At 72.5% G+C, this 13,681-nt stretch carries 15 protein-coding genes; 5 read left to right on the top strand and 10 right to left on the bottom strand.

Features of this window, described 5'->3' with window-relative positions; genetic code table 11:
* Positions 1-7: 7 nt before the first annotated feature.
* Positions 8-2,341: an ATP-binding cassette domain-containing protein gene (locus tag ABZ693_RS15405; RefSeq protein ID WP_359876732.1), complete on the bottom strand. Its 2,334-nt coding sequence runs from the start codon at positions 2,339-2,341 to the stop codon at positions 8-10.
* A 279-nt stretch (positions 2,342-2,620) separates the two neighbouring features.
* On the opposite strand from ABZ693_RS15405, the gene ABZ693_RS15400 reads away from it, so the two are divergent.
* Complete coding sequence (locus ABZ693_RS15400) at positions 2,621-3,052, top strand: helix-turn-helix transcriptional regulator (protein ID WP_359876730.1); 432 nt, start codon at positions 2,621-2,623, stop codon at positions 3,050-3,052.
* Positions 3,021-3,479, top strand: coding sequence for a VOC family protein (locus ABZ693_RS15395; RefSeq protein WP_435842427.1), 459 nt, complete (start codon positions 3,021-3,023; stop codon positions 3,477-3,479). The genes ABZ693_RS15400 and ABZ693_RS15395 overlap by 32 nt, the downstream gene beginning before the upstream one ends.
* A gap of 193 nt (positions 3,480-3,672) precedes the next feature.
* On the opposite strand, the gene ABZ693_RS15390 is transcribed toward ABZ693_RS15395, so the two are convergent.
* The 5 genes from ABZ693_RS15390 to ABZ693_RS15370 all read right to left on the bottom strand — a co-directional run bounded on the left by ABZ693_RS15390 (position 3,673) and on the right by ABZ693_RS15370 (position 9,145).
* Positions 3,673-4,221, bottom strand: a complete 549-nt coding sequence (locus ABZ693_RS15390) for an HAD domain-containing protein (protein WP_359876635.1) — start codon at positions 4,219-4,221, stop codon at positions 3,673-3,675.
* Positions 4,222-4,259: 38 nt separating this feature from the next.
* Positions 4,260-6,308, bottom strand: a complete 2,049-nt coding sequence (locus ABZ693_RS15385) for a HelD family protein (RefSeq protein ID WP_359876633.1) — start codon at positions 6,306-6,308, stop codon at positions 4,260-4,262.
* Between the two features lie 85 nt (positions 6,309-6,393).
* A complete protein-coding gene (locus ABZ693_RS15380) occupies positions 6,394-7,038 on the bottom strand; it encodes a TetR family transcriptional regulator (protein WP_359876632.1) in 645 nt (214 codons plus the stop codon).
* Positions 7,039-7,074: 36 nt separating this feature from the next.
* Positions 7,075-8,325, bottom strand: coding sequence for a GNAT family N-acetyltransferase (locus ABZ693_RS15375; RefSeq protein WP_359876630.1), 1,251 nt, complete (start codon positions 8,323-8,325; stop codon positions 7,075-7,077).
* A 121-nt stretch (positions 8,326-8,446) separates the two neighbouring features.
* Positions 8,447-9,145, bottom strand: coding sequence for an RsiG family protein (locus ABZ693_RS15370; protein ID WP_359876628.1), 699 nt, complete (start codon positions 9,143-9,145; stop codon positions 8,447-8,449).
* A 143-nt stretch (positions 9,146-9,288) separates the two neighbouring features.
* On the opposite strand from ABZ693_RS15370, the gene dtd reads away from it, so the two are divergent.
* Positions 9,289-9,714, top strand: coding sequence for a D-aminoacyl-tRNA deacylase (dtd, locus tag ABZ693_RS15365; RefSeq protein ID WP_359876626.1), 426 nt, complete (start codon positions 9,289-9,291; stop codon positions 9,712-9,714).
* Here dtd and ABZ693_RS15360 read toward each other — a convergent pair.
* The 4 genes from ABZ693_RS15360 to ABZ693_RS15345 all read right to left on the bottom strand — a co-directional run bounded on the left by ABZ693_RS15360 (position 9,692) and on the right by ABZ693_RS15345 (position 12,364).
* Positions 9,692-10,447: a DNA glycosylase family protein gene (locus tag ABZ693_RS15360; protein WP_359876624.1), complete on the bottom strand. Its 756-nt coding sequence runs from the start codon at positions 10,445-10,447 to the stop codon at positions 9,692-9,694. The two genes, dtd and ABZ693_RS15360, sit on opposite strands and share 23 nt — an antisense overlap.
* 106 nt (positions 10,448-10,553) lie before the next feature.
* Positions 10,554-10,994 carry a hypothetical protein gene (locus ABZ693_RS15355; protein ID WP_359876623.1) on the bottom strand — a complete coding sequence of 147 codons (441 nt, stop codon included), beginning with the start codon at positions 10,992-10,994 and terminating at the stop codon, positions 10,554-10,556.
* 302 nt (positions 10,995-11,296) lie between these two features.
* A complete protein-coding gene (locus ABZ693_RS15350; protein ID WP_359876622.1) occupies positions 11,297-11,500 on the bottom strand; it encodes a DUF397 domain-containing protein in 204 nt (67 codons plus the stop codon).
* 9 nt (positions 11,501-11,509) lie between these two features.
* Positions 11,510-12,364: a helix-turn-helix domain-containing protein gene (locus ABZ693_RS15345; protein WP_359876621.1), complete on the bottom strand. Its 855-nt coding sequence runs from the start codon at positions 12,362-12,364 to the stop codon at positions 11,510-11,512.
* 236 nt (positions 12,365-12,600) lie between these two features.
* Between ABZ693_RS15345 and ABZ693_RS15340 the strand changes: the two genes are divergently transcribed.
* Complete coding sequence (locus tag ABZ693_RS15340) at positions 12,601-13,116, top strand: ATP-binding protein (RefSeq protein ID WP_359876619.1); 516 nt, start codon at positions 12,601-12,603, stop codon at positions 13,114-13,116.
* Positions 13,117-13,258: 142 nt separating this feature from the next.
* Positions 13,259-13,657: a hypothetical protein gene (locus tag ABZ693_RS15335; protein ID WP_359876618.1), complete on the top strand. Its 399-nt coding sequence runs from the start codon at positions 13,259-13,261 to the stop codon at positions 13,655-13,657.
* The last annotated feature ends 24 nt before the right edge of the window (positions 13,658-13,681 follow it).

Genomic DNA, 13,681 nt, shown 5'->3' with positions numbered 1-13,681 from the left:
CCGGGCGCTACTCCCCCACGTACCACGCCAGGTGCTCCCCCGTCACCGTCGACCGCGCCGCCACCAGCTCCGCCGGCGTCCCCTCGAACACGACCCGGCCGCCGTCGTGCCCCGCGCCCGGCCCGAGGTCGACGATCCAGTCGGCGTGCGCCATGACGGCCTGGTGGTGCTCGACGACGATGACCGACTTGCCGGAGTCGACGAGCCGGTCGAGCAGCCCCAGGAGCTGTTCGACGTCGGCGAGGTGAAGGCCGGCGGTGGGCTCGTCGAGGACGTACACGCCGCCCTTGTCGCCCATGTGCGTGGCCAGCTTGAGCCGCTGCCGCTCGCCGCCCGAGAGGGTGGTCAGCGGCTGCCCGAGGGTGAGATAGCCGAGGCCGACATCGGCGAGCCGGGTCAGGACGCGGTGCGCGGCGGGCGTACGGGCCTCGCCCTCGCCGAAGAACGCGGCGGCCTCGTCGACGGACATGGCGAGGACCTCGGCGATGTTCCGGCCGCCGAAGTGGTAGTCGAGCACGGCCGCCTGGAACCGCCGCCCCTCGCACTCCTCGCACTCCGTCGCCACGCCCGCCATCACCGCGAGGTCGGTGTAGATGACGCCCGCGCCGTTGCAGGTCGGGCAGGCGCCCTCCGAATTGGCGCTGAACAGCGCCGGCTTCACGCCGTTGGCCTTGGCGAACGCCTTGCGGATCGGGTCGAGGAGACCGGTGTACGTGGCGGGGTTGCTGCGCCGCGAGCCGCGGATCCCGCTCTGGTCGACCGACACCACGCCCGCGCCCGCCGGGACCGAGCCGTGCACGAGCGAGCTCTTGCCGGAGCCGGCGACCCCGGTCACGACGGCGAGCACGCCGAGCGGGAGGTCGACGTCGACGTCCCGCAGGTTGTTCGCGCGCGCCCCGCGGATCTCCAGGACGCCGTTCGCCTTGCGTACGGCGCCCGGGTCCTTGATGCGGGCACGGTCGCCGAAGTGCCGCCCGGTGACCGTGTCGCTGGCCCGCAGCCCGGCCACGGTGCCCTCGAAGCAGACGCTGCCGCCTCCCGTACCGGCGCCCGGCCCGAGGTCCACCACGTGGTCGGCGATCGCGATCGTCTCCGGCTTGTGCTCGACGACGAGCACCGTGTTGCCCTTGTCGCGCAGCCGCAGGAGCAGGTTGTTCATGCGCTGGATGTCGTGCGGGTGCAGCCCGGTGGTCGGCTCGTCGAAGACGTACGTGACGTCCGTGAGCGACGACCCGAGGTGCCGCACCATCTTCACGCGCTGCGCCTCGCCGCCCGACAGCGTGCCGGCGGGGCGGTCGAGCGCGAGGTAGCCGAGGCCGATCTCCACGAACGAGTCGAGGGTCTGCCGGAGCGTGGCGAGCAGCGGCGCGACGGACGGGTCCCCGATCCCCCGTACCCACTCCGCCAGATCGCTGACCTGCATCGCGCACGCGTCCGCGATGCTCACGCCGTCGATCTTCGCCGACCGGGCGGCCTCGGTCAGCCGGGTGCCGTCGCAGTCGGGGCAGATGGCGAAGGTGACCGCGCGCTCGACGAAGGCGCGGACGTGCGGCTGGAGCGTGTCGACGTCCTTCGACAGCACCGACTTGCGCAGCTTCGGGATCAGGCCCTCGTAGGTGAGGTTGACGCCGTCGACCTTGATCTTGGTCGGTTCCCGGTGCAGGAGGTCGTCCAGCTCGCGCTTGCTGAACTCGGCGATCGGCTTGTCCATGTCGAAGTAGCCGCTGCCGCCGAAGATCCGGCCGTACCAGCCGTCCATGCTGTAGCCGGGGATGGTGAGCGCGCCGCCGGCGAGCGACCTCGTGTCGTCGTACAGCGCCGTCAGGTCGATGTCGGAGACCGCGCCGCGGCCCTCGCAGCGCGGGCACATGCCGCCGGTGATCGTGAAGCTGCGGCGCTCCTTCACCGTCCGGCCGCCGCGCTCGAACGCGACCGCGCCGCCGCCGCTTATCGAGGCGACGTTGAACGAGAACGCCTTCGGGCCGCCGATGTGCGGCGTGGCCAGCCGGCTGAAGAGGATGCGCAGCATGGCGTTGGCGTCGGTGGCGGTGCCGACGGTGGACCGCGGGTCGCCGCCCATACGGCGCTGGTCGACGCTGATGACGGTGGTGAGGCCGTCGAGGACATCGACGTCGGGGCGGCCGAGGGACGGCATGAAGCCCTGGACGAAGGTGCTGTACGTCTCGTTGATCAGGCGCTGCGACTCGGCGGCGATCGTGTCGAAGACCAGCGAACTCTTCCCGGAACCGGAGACTCCGGTGAAGACGGTGAGCCGGCGCTTCGGGATCTCGACGCCGACGTCCTTGAGGTTGTTCTCGCGCGCGCCGTACACGCGGATCATGTCGTGGCTGTCGGCGGCGTGCCGCGTGCTGGTGCTGTTCGTGCTGGTGCTGTTCGTGCTGGTGCTGCTCGCGCTCGTCCCGCTCATGTACGTGCGTCTCCCTCGTCACCCTCGTACGTCCTCCCGGCCAGGCTAGGCGGGGACGGGCCGAAGCGGCTTCTCCATTCCTGATCCCTGTCGTCCGGTCCGGATGTCAGGCGGATACGGCAGGGTGAAAGGGTGACTCCGACCCGATCCTCCCTCGACGACCTGGCGCGGCTGCGCCACGCGCGCGACCTGATGGACCGCGACTACGCGGAGCCGCTGGACGTCCCGGCCCTGGCGCGGGCCGCGCTGATGTCGCCGGGCCACTTCTCGCGCAGTTTCCGCGCCGCGTACGGGGAGACGCCGTACGGCTACCTCATGACGCGCCGCGTCGAGCGCGCGAAGACGCTGCTGCGGCGGGGCGACCTGAGCGTGACGGAGGTGTGCTTCGCGGTGGGGTGTACGTCGCTGGGGTCGTTCAGCTCGCGCTTCACGGAGCTGGTCGGGGAGAGCCCGAGCGCGTACCGGGCGCGGGACCACGAGGCGGGCGAGTCGATCCCGGGGTGTGTGGCGATGTACCTGACGCGGCCGACCCGGGCGGGGACGGCGGGCCGGCCCACGCCCGTACGACCGGTCGCCGCGGAACCGGTCACGAATGGAGAAGCGGACGGCCGCTCCGGCTCGTAGCGTCGACGCCATGAACACCATCAACGTTTCCCAGTGCTTCATCGCCGTCGACGACCACGACAAGGCGCTCGCCTTCTACCGCGACGCCCTCGGCCTGGAGGTCCGCAAGGACGTCTCCTTCGAGGGGATGCGCTGGGTGACGGTCGGCTCGCCCACGCAGCCGGACGTCGAGATCGTCCTCGAACCGCCGCTGGCCGACCCGAACGCCCCCGCCGCCGACCGGCAGGCCGCCGCCGAACTGCTCGCCAAGGGCATGCTGCGCGGCGTCAACTTCCGTACGGACGACGTGGACGCCACCTTCGAGCGGGTGCGCGCGGCGGGAGGCGACGTCCTCCAGGAGCCGATGGACCAGCCGTACGGGGTCCGGGACTGCGCGTTCCGCGACCCGGCGGGCAACATGCTGCGGTTCAACCAGCCGCGACGATGAGCACGGCCGCCGGCACGGAGGTGAACAGCGGCCACGTGAGACCGGCGGTCAGCACGCGGGCGGGCACGCACAGGCGTCGTACCGGCGGTCAGCACGCGGGCGGGCACGCACAGGCGTCGTACCGGCGGCAGGAAGGCGACACCGACCGGTACGGCGACCACGAGCGCGGGGCGCGAGCACGAGCAGGGCGTACTCATTCCCGGCCGCGGGGCTCCTCGGCCACCCGCACCACCCACGCCGTGACCGCCGCGTAGTCGGCGTCGCCGAGGCCCGTCCGCGGGTCGACGCGGTGCAGGAGCGCCGGGGCCGGGTGGTGGGCGGCGGCCCAGGCGCGGTCGGCGGGGCGGATCTCGTCGTCCAGCCAGACGTACGGCCGCCCGCCGGCCCACACCGACAGCGGCCGGGTCTTCCAGTGCAGGCCCGCCCCCAAGTCCGCCTCCAGATCCGCCACTCTCTCCGCCTCCAGCTCCTCCTCCAACTCCTCCGGCCAGTCGACGACGGGCAGCGGCGGCAGCCCGAGCCGCGGCGCCAGGACCTCGTTCGCCGCCTCGCCCCAGGTGGTCGCCCACACCAGCTCGCAGCCGAGCCCGGCGAGCCGCCGCCCGTGCGCGGGGTCCACGCGCCGCACGAGCGGATGCACGCCGGGCGGCGGAACGGGGGCGTGGCAGGGGTACGTGTACGGGGGCGGGGCACCGAACGGGATCAGGGGCCCGTCCACGTCCAGGAACAACAGGGGCCGCATACCACCCAGCCTGCCACCGTTCGCCTGCCACCGTTCGCCTACGGCCGGGCGGTCTCCGCCAGGGCTCCCGCCAAGGCCCCGGCCAGGGCCGCCGGCAGGGGTTCGGCGTGGACCAGGGCGAGGCGGGAGACCGCGCGGGTGAGGGCCACGTACAGCCGGTGCGCGCCGCGGGGTTCGGCCGCCACGATGGCGGCGGGTTCGGCGACCACGACGTGGTCGTACTCCAGGCCCTTCGCGAGCGAGGCCGGCACCACCGTGACCCGGTCGGCCGGGAAGCCCCGCTCCCGCAGCGGGCCGACCACCGCGTCCGCCGCGATGACGCCGACCGAGCCCTCCTCGGCGAGCGCCGCCCGTACCGCCTCGGCCACGCCCGCCACGACGTCGTCGACCCGCCGTACGGTCACCTCGCCGCCCGCGCGCAGCGAACGCCCGGCCCAGTCCGCCGCGCCCAGCTCCGGCAGCAGCCGGTTGGCGAGCTCGACGACGGCCGCCGGGACGCGGTAGCCGGTGGTGAGGGGCACCAGGGTCGCGTCGGGTTTGCCGAGGTGGGCGAGCTGGGCCGGCCAGTCGCGGGCAGCCCACGGGGTGGTGCCCTGGGCGAGGTCGCCGAGGACCGTGAGGGAGCCGAACCCGGCGCGGCGCGCGATGGCCCGGCACTCCATGGGCGACAGGTCCTGGGCCTCGTCGACGACGATGTGCGCGTAGCCCTCGGGGCGTTCGACGAGGCCGGCGAGTTCGTCGAGGAGGACGAGGTCGGCGGCGGTCCAGCGGGCGCTGCGGTACGAGCGCGGGGGCTTCGTCCAGCGGATCGCGGCGCGTTCGGCGGGTGTGAGGAGCGGGTCCCCCTCCGGGGCCGTGGGGCCCGGCGGCTCGGTCAGGATCTCGGCGAGGACCTCCTCCGGGGTGGCCTTGGGCCAGCACGCGTCGAGCCAGGCCGTCACCGGCCGGGCCCGCTCGATCCGGCGCGTCCAGACGGCGCCGAGCACCCCGGCCCGGCGTTCGGCGCGCAGCTGGAGGGCGCGGACGGCGCGGGCGCGGACCCGTTCGCGGCCGGTGGCGTAGGGCGGGGCCTCGTCCCGTACCGCCGCGACGATCCCGGCCAGCTCGTGCGCGGGGACCCGCCAGTGGTACGAGCCGTCCGGCACCACCAGGTCGCCGGCCTCGGCGGACGCCGCGTCCACGCGCGCGTAGAGGGCCCGGCGCAGCACCTCCGCCATCCGTGCGTCGTGCTTGACGCGGGCCGCCGCCTCGCCGTCCTCGGCGCGTACCTCGTGGCGGGCGATCTCGTCCTGGACGGTGGACTGGCGCACCCCGGTCTCACCGAGCGCGGGCAGCACCTCGGCGATGTAGGAGAGAAAGGTGCGGTTGGGGCCGAGGACGAGGAGTCCGGAACGCCGGAGCCGCCGCGGGTGGGTGTAGAGGAGATACGCGGCCCGGTGCAGGCCGACGGCGGTCTTGCCGGTGCCGGGGGCGCCCTGCACGCAGATCGAGGTGGCGGGGCCGGAGCGGACCAGGTCGTCCTGTTCGGGCTGGAGGGTCGCGGCGATGTCGCGCATGGGGCCGACGCGGGGCCGTTTGATCTCCGTGGCAAGCATCGCGCTCGCGCCCGGTCCGCTCACGTCACCTGCCGTACCGGAGGTCTCGCCCAGGTACTCGTCCTCCAGCGCGGTCAGGTCCGCCGACGCCCCGAGGCTGCCCGGCGCCCAGCCGAAGCGGCGCCGGCGCTCCACACCCTGGGGATCCTTCGGCCCGGCCTGGTAGTAGGCGCGGGAGACCGGCGCCCGCCAGTCGACGACCAGCGGCGGGGCGGCCGGGTGCTCGGCGACCCGGCGGCGGCCGATGTGGTGGACCTGGCCGTCCGTACGGTCGAGGCGGCCGAAGAAGAGCGGGCCGGGCGGCATCTCGCGGAAGACCTTGGCGCGGCTGCGCAGGTGGTGGCCGAGGGCCTCGGCGTCGGCCCCGGAGGCGGCGGTGTCCTGGCCGGTGACGACCTGTTCCTCGACGCCCTCGATCATGCGGGCGAGGGCGGCGCGGCAGGCGTCGTGGTGGGCGCGTTCCCGGTCGAGGTCATGACGGAGGGGCTGCATGCCGTCCAGGGTCCCTCGCGAACCCCAGAAAATGCAACTCGGTTACATTTTTTACTTGGTCATCTTCGAGGGGGGTGCCGGCGCGTCAGTACGGCAGGCCCTCCGCCAGCCCCCGGAACGCCTCCCGCGTCGCCTCCACCGCCCCCGGCAGCACCGCGTCGACCGGCTCCCCCGCCGTGATCCGCCGGATGTTCTCGTCCGCCAGGACGCGCAGCACCACCACGATCTGGGCCGCCGCGAGCCGCGCCCGCAGGGGAACCTCCGCGTCCGTCCCCTCCGGCATCCCCTCCGGCGTCCCCTCCAGCGCGGCGGCGAGCACCCCCTCCGACCGCGCCTGGAACGCCTGCATCCGCGCCACCAGCGACGGCGTCCCGTGCAGCAGTCGCAGGAACGCGAGCACCTGCGGCGCGTCGTTGAGCCCGGTCACCGGGTCGCGCCGCTCCAGGCCCGCGAGGACGTGGTCGCGCAGCGCGGTCAGCGGCGGCACCCCGGCCTCCCGGGCGGCGGCCACCACCCGGGCCGGCTCGTCCTCGTGGTCGGCGAACCGGTGCAGGACCAGGTCCTCCTTGGCCGGGAAGTAGCGGAACAGCGTCGGCTTCGACACCTCGGCCGCCGCCGCGACCTCCGCGACCGAGACGGCGTCGAACCCCTTCTCCAGGAAGAGCGCGATGGCCACCTCGGAGAGTGTCTGCCGCGTCCGCTCCTTCTTCCGCTCCCGCAGTCCGCTCACTCCCGGAACCTCCACACGCCTACCCCCGGCCACTGGTCAGAAGATGTCCATGCTCCACGGTCGGCGCGGGGTCCGCAGCAGCAGGTCCGCCCGCGCCGCCGCGCCGGCCGTCGCCTCCTCGATCCGGCCGAGCGCCACGAGCCGTTCCGCCGACTCGTCGCCGAGCGCCAGCCTGCCCAGCTCCGCCACGTCCAGGACCAGGTCGGGGGCCGTCGTCACCGGCGTACACGCGCCGCCCTCCGGGGAGGCGTCGAGCCGGTAGCGCCCGCCCGCGAACCCGGCCGCGTCCTTCACGTCCAGGACCAGGGTGCCCTCGGCCGCGTACGTACGCGGCTCGAACACCTTCGGCACGTCCAGGATCCGCAGCCACAGCATGTCGGCGTGGGTGAGGACCTGCGCGGCACGCGGGTCCGGCAGGAGCAGCGGCAGGATGTCGTCGGGGGCGCGGTAGCCGGTACGGACCTTGACGATCCAGTCGATGGAGCAGACGTACCGCCACAGGGCGCGCTCGGCGGCCGGGGTGACGCCGAACAGATCGCGGACGGTCAGGGTGTTCTGCGGCTGCTTGCCGTCGTTCCACTTGGCGTCGGCGACGTACGCGACGTAGCCCTCGGCCTCGCCCGCGTCGTTGCGGTAGACGGCGTAGAACGGCTCGGTCCACGGCTCCGCCTGATACGAGACGCCGGTGCCGATGTCCCAGCCGCGCGCGTCGCGGTCGGTGACTCCGGCCCGCAGGCCGGCGAACCGGCGGTGCAGCGCCGGGCCCTCCTTGCGGATCTCGGCGCCGTCGGCCAGTTCGATCCGGCCCCCGCCGTCCTCGGCCGAGGGCCCGGACCAGCGGCGGTCGAGACCGGTGCGGGTCACGTCGACGGCCCACTCGATGAGCGAGCTCGCCGGGCCGAAGCCGAACCGGCCGTAGATCGGGTACTCGGCGGCGATCAGCGTCGCGCACGCGTCGCCGCGCTCCTTCGCCGCCGCCAGATCGCCGGCCATCATCCGGCTGAGCAGCCCGCGCCGGCGATGGGTCGGGGCGACGCTGACCCCGGTGACCGCGTCCGCGGCGAGCCGGGCGCCGCCGACCGTACTCAGACTCTGCTCGAAGGAACGGAAGGTGGCGACGATCCGGCCCCGGTCGAAGGCGGCGTACGTGCGGGACAGGTCGTAGTGCGGAAGCCGGTCGGCGACATCCTCGTCCGCCACGACCGGCTGCACGAGGAAACCGGTCTTCAGACTCCGCAGCCATTCGGGGAATTCGGACGCGTCGATCGGACGCACGTCGAGGCTCATCCCCCGAGGCTAGGCAGGAGCGCCCGCCGTCCGCACCCGAGTTTTCCCGGGCCCGTACGGCCGCCTTCCGGCGTCTCCCGCCGCCTCCCGCCCCCGGCTCCCGACACCTCCTGGCTCCGGCTCACGCCAGCAGGTCGTCGACCTGCGCCTCGCCCTCCCGGTAGCGGCGGGCGATCTCCGCGCCGCAGTCGTCGGCGGTCCGCTGGAGCTGGTGCCGGCGCCGCGACACCTGCTGCTCGCAGCCCGCGAGCCGGCCCATGGCCGTCCGCAGTTCCTCGTCCGTACGGGCCGACAGGTCCGACAGCTCGACCTCCGACAGCGTCTCGGCCGCCAGCCGCCGGTACTCCTCGCCACGCGGCGTCGACAGCGTCACGTGCCGGGCCGAACGGGCCGCCGCCCCGGGGCGCGCCGGAGTGTCCGCCAGGATCTCGGAGAGCCGGTCGAGGACCGGCGTCTCGGGGGCGCAGCGGCGGGCCAGTTCGGCCCGCAGGATGTCGATCCGGCCCTGGAGCATCCGCCGTACGTAGCTCAGGTCGGCCTCGTCGCTCTGCGCGTCGCGGCGCAGCGCCCGCAGCTCGGGCAGCCGCAGGGTGCCGAGATCCGGATGCGGCCTGCCGGAGGGCGGGAGATCGGGATCCGGCAGCTCTGGACACGGCGGACTGGGATGCGACAGCTCGGGCAGTTCGGGCTCGGCGGTCCGCTGGACGGGCGGCCGTCCGACGGCGCCGGCGGCCGTGAGACCACCGGCCGCGAGGCCGTCGGCACGGGTCAGCGGTACTACGGAACCGGACGGCGTGGGCCCGGTGCCAGATGCGCTCATGAGAATCGTCCCCTCGACCGGTGCGGGCGAAAGCGCACCGTCTGTAAGGAATGGTGCCACTGGAGCGAGGGCCTACGCAGGCGGTCTGCACCCGTTCGGCCCTGCCGGTGTCGGCCGGGCGACGGGTCGGTAGGTTGGTCCGCATGCGAGCGGTGGTGCAGAGGGTCGACGGCGCGAGCGTCGTCGTCGCAGGGGAGACCGTCGGCGAGATCGCCGGCGAGGGGTTGTGCGTGCTGGTCGGGGTGACCCACGACGACACGCCCGAAAAGGCCGCGCAATTGGCCAGAAAACTCTGGTCCGTACGGGTGCTGGAGGACGAGAAGTCCTGCTCCGACGTGAACGCGCCGCTGCTGGTGATCTCCCAGTTCACCCTCTACGGGGACGCCCGCAAGGGCCGCCGCCCCACCTGGAACGCCGCCGCCCCCGGCCCGGTCGCCGAACCCCTCGTCGACGAGGTCGTCGCCCGGCTGCGCGACCTGGGCGCCCGCGTGGAGACCGGCCGCTTCGGCGCGGACATGCGCGTCTCGCTCACCAACAACGGCCCGTTCACGGTGCTGCTGGAGGTGTAGCCGCCGCCTGCTCCTCGCCTGCCCAGGTGAGGGTGAAGAGAGTCAGAGCGTGCAGCTGCGCGCGCGTGGGTGCCCATCGGTGCCACTGCTCCTCGAACCCGTCCTCGGCGACGAGGCCGTCTCGGAGGACTCTCCCGGCCCCGGCCCGCACGGCGGGGTCGCCGTGCGGGAAGACCGAGAAGTCCCCGGTGACATCGGCCGCCGCCACGGCCGCGGCCCACGAACCCAGGTACGGCACCTCGGCAAGTTTCTTGGCCAGGCAGGCTGGGCCCCGAATCGTCCACTGGCCGCCACGGTCGAGGTACGCCTCGGCGACGGCCCGCAGCGCCATCCGGTCGACCGCCGCACCGACGGCGTCGAACTGCCCGTCGGACAGCGCGAGTACGGTCCCGGGTGAGGGCACGAGAGCGAACTCACCGGCTTCCGTCCTGAATCCGCGCCCGTACGCGGCGAAAAAGGCGCCGTGCTTGCGCGCCGCCTGCCCGGCAGGCACGGACCGGCGGAGAATCGCGGTCACGACCGCGTCCCACTGGGACGGATTCGTGAGCCGGACGACCGTGCCGAGACGGACCAACTCGTCGAGCAGCGGCTCCGCTTGGGCGGGCCCGGCGAGCAGGTCGATGGGCGAGGTGTAGGCGAGCGGCGGCGGTTTGGCGGCGGGTCGGCGGCGGGGTCCCCCGCGACCGGCCGCAGGGCGAGGTGTCCGCTCCGGTCGTTCCAGAGCGCCAGCCATACGGCACCGCCGTATTCGAGGAGCCGGGCGCGTTCGCCGGCGGTGGTGGCGCGCCACGCGGGGTGGTCGGTGGCGATCTTCGTGCCCATGGTGCGATTCCGTTCGGCTACTGCCCTGTCGGCTGCGGAGTGTGGCGGCGGACGTGGGGTGCGGGGAGTACGAGGAGGCGCACGGGTCGCACCGACCACTCGGCGACGGTTCCGTTCTCCAGGCTCACCGTGAACCCCACCGGCATTCCGGCGTCGAGCAGCCCGAGCGCCACGCGGCGACCGGACGCCAACTCCGCATTCACCCGGGCGATGTCACGCGCAGCCATGTCGAACACCTCTGATCCGCGCACCTGCGCCCGGATCTCCCGCAGGGCGTCACGCGAGCCGTCGAACACGCGCGGGACCCGCACCGGAACGGCCCGCCCGTCACCTTCCGACGCGTACCGGACCACTTCGAGCAGAAAGCCGCGCGCGACGGGCGGCAGCCCGGGGGCTGGGGTGGGCCCACCGGACAACCTTGCCCCGTTGACGCTGGTCACACCGGCTGCTGCGCTCATTCCTTGGCCTTCCGGATGCGGTGCCATAGATGCCCCCATGGGCAGGATGAAGCAGCCATGCCACTCAGGGGCAACTCGTGAAGCGCTCCCCCAACCAGCATGCAAGCAGGGAGATTTACGCAGCCAGGAATGTTGATCCATCGAGAATCGACCCGTCGCCACGACGCAGAGCGACGGTACTGCTACGCAGCGCTCGACGGCAAGTGTGCACCGGGGCATACTTGCCACCCCTAGGGGATTGGCATATGCCAGTGACCCTCGACCCTGAGGATCGAGGGTCACTGTTGCCACGCGGGGACTGCCTAGTCGACGAAGTGGTCGAACTCGCCGGCCTTGACGCCACGGATGAAGGCGGCCAGGTTCTCGCGGCTCGTTGCGACGACGACCTCGGGAGCCTCGCTCTCGCGCATCACGATCCGACCACCGTCCTCCCCGAGCTCAACGCAGTTCTCCCCGCCGCCACCGGAGAACGAAGACTTCCGCCACGTGATATCTGATGAGCTCATGCCCTTTTCTCACAGTTCCCTTGCGATGTGATGGATGAGTCCCCGCGACCCCTCCGGGTCGAGCGAGGCATGCTCGGCGATTTCGAGCAGGGTCCGGTATTTCTTCAACTCGGCCTCCGCGTCCAGGAAGCGCCCGCCGAAAGCACTGTCGATCTGAACCGTGTCCAGCTCGGGAACCGGGCCGCTGGCATACAAGACCGGCTGCGTCACCTCGATGAAATCCTCACTCGTGAACGGGATGACGCGAACGTGCACCGTCGGCAGCCTTGAGACCTCGATCAGGTATTCAAGCTGTTCGCGCACGACTTTCCGACCACCGAAACGCATGCGCAGCGCGGCCTCGTGGACGATGGCTATGTACTGCGGCGGCTCTTCGCGCTCGAAGATCGTGAACCGCTTCAGCCGGTGCTCGACGCGAGCCTCGATCTCATCCTCGGGGAGCTTCGGATTGACACCCGAGAACAGTGCCCGAGCGTAGTTCTCGGTCTGAAAGGGGCCGGGAAGGGTGATGCTCTGCATGGATCGCATGGACACCGCATGGTGTTCAAGTTCCGCGATATTCAGCCAGGCCGGGTCCAGCTTCCCTCGGAAGTCGTCGAACCAATGCTGCCCGCGATACTCCAGCGCTATCGCGCACAGGGCTTCGACCAGCGGCTCGTTGTCGCACTGGTAGAACGTGGCCAGGCGTCGAATGCGTTCGACGCTCACACCGATTCGACCCGCCTCGATATGGCTCACCTTCGCCTGGTCGGTCGAGAGAAGGCCAGCGGCCTCGCGCGCAGTCCTACCCGCTCGATCACGCAGCTTCCTCAGCTCGGCGCCAAGTCGCTGCTGCCGTGCGGTCGGGTTATCCCTCGGTGGCATTGTTCCCTTCCCCTGTCGTTGACCCGAGTCTGCCGCGTAACAGCGCCTTGGGTCCACCTTGCACCACCAGGAGAGGGGGGCACACTTGCTACGGAGCATATATGCCCCCTACAGTCCTGGCAGCACAGCGCCCCGCCTCCGAAGTGCAGCCGTGACACGCGCCCTTGTGGCCATCACCTCCCCGAACGGCCAAGCCACGCAAGGCAGGCGCGAGTCCTACCGCGTTGGGAGACGACATGCGGAACGCACTCCTCGTAGCTCCTGCTCCACACCCCGACCCGCCCGTGACCTACTGGTTCACCGGCCCGAACCGAGCCAACTCCGCTGCCCTCGCCCGCCATTGGGTGGCCGACCTGCTCCGGGGCAACGGGCATCCACTCCTCCAAGACCGTGCCGAACTCTGCACCTCGGAGCTGGTCACGAACGTCCACCGGCACACGCGTTCGCAGGTGATCACGGTCGAGGTGTCCTTCGCCGCCGGACACGTGCTCGTCCGCGTCCACGACGACTCCCCGGACCGCGAGCCGCAGCCGCAGCCGCAGCCGCAGCCGCAGCCGGCGGACCCGTACACGCTCGCAACCTCGGGGCGCGGGCTCGAACTGGTCGACGCCCTCGCCGACTGCTGGTCGGTCGTCTCGGACGAGACGTCCAAGAGCGTGTGGTTCCTGCTCCACGCCACCGAGCCCGAGCCCGACCCCGACCCCGACCCCGACCGGGCGAGGCCGGAGCCTTCGGCGGAGGCCGCGCCCTGACCCCGTAGCGATGGCACCCGAACGGCGCATTCGAAGGGCCGCTGCCCGGCGGCGGCCCCGGTTGCCGGGCCCGGGAGCCTCGTGAAGATGGGAGAGGCACTGGTCCAGGGGGAGGCCGACGGACGAGCCCTGAGGAGATGCCGTGAGAAGCAAGGCGCTGCGGACCGTCGCGGCGGCGGGCGGAGTCGCCACCGTACTGGCGCTCGGCGTCGCGTGCGGGAACTCGAACCCGGCCCCCGCCGCCAGCCCCACCTCGACCGCGACGGCCACGGCGGACCGCGGGGTGCCGCTCTACCCCGGCGCCACCCAGACCCGGCACACCGGCTCGACCACGCTCCTGAGCACCGACGACTCGGTGAAGCAGGTCGGCGACTTCTACGCGGACGCGCTCAGCCGGGACGGGTGGAAGACCATCTCGAAGTACGTGGGCGACTACAGCGCCAACATCGTGGCCCGGCGGGGCCACGACGGGGTGACTGTGCAGGTCACCCCGCTCGGCTCGCACACCGCGATCTCGGTGTCGACGTACCCGACGGGCTGAGGCGCCCACGCGCCCCCGAAAGCG

This window comes from Streptomyces laurentii (assembly GCF_040635425.1).
Classification (GTDB): domain Bacteria; phylum Actinomycetota; class Actinomycetes; order Streptomycetales; family Streptomycetaceae; genus Streptomyces; species Streptomyces laurentii.
The sequence above is the reverse complement of the archived record's forward strand: the minus strand, read 5'-3'. Positions and strand labels throughout refer to the sequence as shown.

Coding starts and splice junctions, on each gene's coding strand:
- ABZ693_RS15395 (WP_435842427.1), top strand. CDS start 3,021: ATGGAGAAGCGGACGGCCGCTCCGGCTCGTAGCGTCGACGCCATGAAC.
- ABZ693_RS15355 (WP_359876623.1), bottom strand. CDS start 10,994: ATGAGCGCAGCAGCCGGTGTGACCAGCGTCAACGGGGCAAGGTTGTCC.
- ABZ693_RS15405 (WP_359876732.1), bottom strand. CDS start 2,341: ATGATCCGCGTGTACGGCGCGCGCGAGAACAACCTCAAGGACGTCGGC.
- ABZ693_RS15385 (WP_359876633.1), bottom strand. CDS start 6,308: ATGCAGCCCCTCCGTCATGACCTCGACCGGGAACGCGCCCACCACGAC.
- ABZ693_RS15340 (WP_359876619.1), top strand. CDS start 12,601: ATGCGGAACGCACTCCTCGTAGCTCCTGCTCCACACCCCGACCCGCCC.
- ABZ693_RS15390 (WP_359876635.1), bottom strand. CDS start 4,221: ATGCGGCCCCTGTTGTTCCTGGACGTGGACGGGCCCCTGATCCCGTTC.
- ABZ693_RS15345 (WP_359876621.1), bottom strand. CDS start 12,364: ATGCCACCGAGGGATAACCCGACCGCACGGCAGCAGCGACTTGGCGCC.
- ABZ693_RS15400 (WP_359876730.1), top strand. CDS start 2,621: ATGGACCGCGACTACGCGGAGCCGCTGGACGTCCCGGCCCTGGCGCGG.
- dtd (WP_359876626.1), top strand. CDS start 9,289: ATGCGAGCGGTGGTGCAGAGGGTCGACGGCGCGAGCGTCGTCGTCGCA.
- ABZ693_RS15350 (WP_359876622.1), bottom strand. CDS start 11,500: ATGAGCTCATCAGATATCACGTGGCGGAAGTCTTCGTTCTCCGGTGGC.
- ABZ693_RS15375 (WP_359876630.1), bottom strand. CDS start 8,325: ATGAGCCTCGACGTGCGTCCGATCGACGCGTCCGAATTCCCCGAATGG.
- ABZ693_RS15360 (WP_359876624.1), bottom strand. CDS start 10,447: ATGGCTGGCGCTCTGGAACGACCGGAGCGGACACCTCGCCCTGCGGCC.
- ABZ693_RS15370 (WP_359876628.1), bottom strand. CDS start 9,145: ATGAGCGCATCTGGCACCGGGCCCACGCCGTCCGGTTCCGTAGTACCG.